This is a genomic window from Flavobacteriales bacterium, assembly GCA_020435415.1.
Classification (GTDB): Bacteria; Bacteroidota; Bacteroidia; order JACJYZ01; family JACJYZ01; genus JACJYZ01.
This window is the reverse complement of the sequence record JAGQZQ010000163.1, coordinates 1-2343: the sequence shown is the minus strand read 5'-3', so window position 1 is coordinate 2343 and position 2343 is coordinate 1. Positions and strand designations below refer to the sequence as shown.

Sequence of the window (2343 nt, the reverse complement as noted above, 5' to 3'; positions counted from 1 at the left end):
GATTACCTGTTCTTTACGGGAGACCTGGTGAACAATTTTGGCCGGGAAACGGACGGATGGTTTGATGTTTTAAGGCAGCTGGAGGCGAAGAATGGCATGATGTCCATTTTGGGTAATCATGACTACGGTGATTATAGTCAATGGGACAAACCGGAACATAAGGAAGAAAATTTTCTTGAAGTGCAGGAAGCCAACCGGGAGATCGGGTTTGACCTTCTGATGAACGAACACCGGATTTTGGAAAGGAACGGACAACGAATAGCCGTGATCGGGGTGGAGAACTGGGGCAAGCCTCCGTTTCATCAGTATGGTGATCTGACAAAAGCAGCCGAAGGTTTGGATGATGATATACCATTCAGAATATTATTGTCACACGATCCTTCTCACTGGGATATGCAGGTGCTCGGAAAAATAAGCATCGATCTAACACTAAGTGGCCATACCCACGGTGCGCAGTTTGGCGTGGAGGCTGGGAGTTTCAAGTGGAGTCCGGTCCAGTACAAATATCCCAGGTGGGCGGGATTGTATAAGGAAGGGAATCAATACCTGTACGTGAATCGCGGATTTGGCTTTCTTGGATTTCCCGGCAGGGTGGGTATGCCGCCGGAGATCACCGTGATTGAATTGCGCAACACAGTATAAGAAATACGGTTCAAGCCACCCCGAAAATTTTTCTGCAAAGCAAACCCCTCCGTGTAACTCTGTGCAACCTCCGTGGTTCTCTGAGTTTAAACCAAAACACATTACCCTGTAAAAAAGCGCAACACAGAGGTCATTGAGAAGCACAAAGATCATAGAGACTAGTTCTTATATACTACCTCCGTGAAACTCTGTGCAACCTCCGTGGTTCTCTGTGTTTAAAACAAACACATTACACTGTAAAAAAGTGCAACACAGAGGGCGCTGAGAACACTCAAAGGAAACTGGGTCATCTAATCAAAAAGAATCCCTGTGAAAGTTTATTACAGCACATTCCAAAACGTATAAAAACAAAAAAACCGGAGGGGATGCCTCCGGTTTTTTTGTGGGAAAAGGTGCTGAACATTGACTAACTATTGATGTTGATTCGCTTTTCCAGGTCTTCGATATAAGCCCTGAAACGCTTGTCTGTATCCATCAGGTTATTCACTGTCCGGCAGGCATGCAACACGGTGGCGTGATCTTTTCCGCCGCAATGCATACCGATATTAGCAAGAGAAGCTTTGGTCAGGTTCTTTGCAAAGTACATGGCAATCTGTCTTGCCTGAACCACCTCACGCTTTCTTGTTTTTGATTTCATCAACTCGATCGGAAGATCGAAATAATCACAGACTACTTTTTGAATGTAGTCGATGGATACTTCCCTGGCTGTATTCTTCACGAACTTGTCGATCATTTGTTTCGCCAGTTCGAGTGTGATGTTCTTTTTGTTAAGAGAAGCCTGGGCCAGGAGGGAAATAAACGCACCTTCCAATTCACGGATATTGGTGGAGATGGAGTAGGCGAGGTATTCCGCAACGTCACCTGGCAGGTCTACACCTTCAGTGTACATCTTCTTTTCAAGGATCGCTATGCGTGTTTCAAGATCCGGTGGTTGCAGGTCTGCTGCGAGCCCCCATTTGAATCTTGACAACAGGCGTTGTTCCATTCCCTGCATTTCAACCGGAGCCTTGTCGGCGGTCAGGATAATCTGCTTACCATTCTGGTGAAGGTGGTTAAAGATGTGGAAGAATACGTCCTGTGTTTTTTCCTTGCCGGCAAAAAACTGAACGTCATCAATGATCAATACATCCATCATTTGATAGAAATGTACGAAGTCATTCTGACTGTTGTTTTTTACTGCATCAATAAACTGATGACAGAATTTTTCCGACGACACATAAAGGACAGTCTTGTTTTGGAAATTGTCCTTGATGCGAATTCCAATGGCTTGTGCCAAATGGGTTTTTCCCAGCCCGACACCACCATAAATAAGGAGTGGATTGAATGCTGTACCGCCTGGTTTGTTTGCCACGGCAAACCCTGCAGACCTTGCCAATCGGTTGCAATCTCCTTCAACAAAATTCTCAAATGAATAGTGCGGGTTAAGCTGTGAATCTACATTTACTTTTTGCAGCCCGGGTATGATAAACGGGTTGCGGATGGTTTTACTGCCGATGTCAACCGGAAAGTCCACCGGGGCATTCCTTAAGGCTGCCTTGTTGGTGGTTGGGATGTTTACCGTGTAGGGTTTGGATTGACTGGTGGTGTTATCCATAATAATAGAATACTCCAATCGTCCTTCGGTTCCCAGTTCTTTTTTAATGGTCTTTTTGAGGAGGGAAACATAATGTTCTTCCAACCATTCATAGAAAAACTGACTGG

General features: G+C 45.1%; 2 protein-coding genes. One reads left to right on the top strand and one right to left on the bottom strand.

The features are described 5' to 3' along the window. Window positions 1-642: metallophosphoesterase (locus KDD36_15065; protein ID MCB0397969.1), on the top strand; the 642-nt coding region annotated here is incomplete at its 5' end. 406 nt (window positions 643-1048) lie between these two features. On the opposite strand, the gene dnaA is transcribed toward KDD36_15065, so the two are convergent. Further along, window positions 1049-2343: chromosomal replication initiator protein DnaA (gene dnaA, locus KDD36_15060; GenBank protein MCB0397968.1), on the bottom strand; the 1295-nt coding region annotated here is incomplete at its 5' end.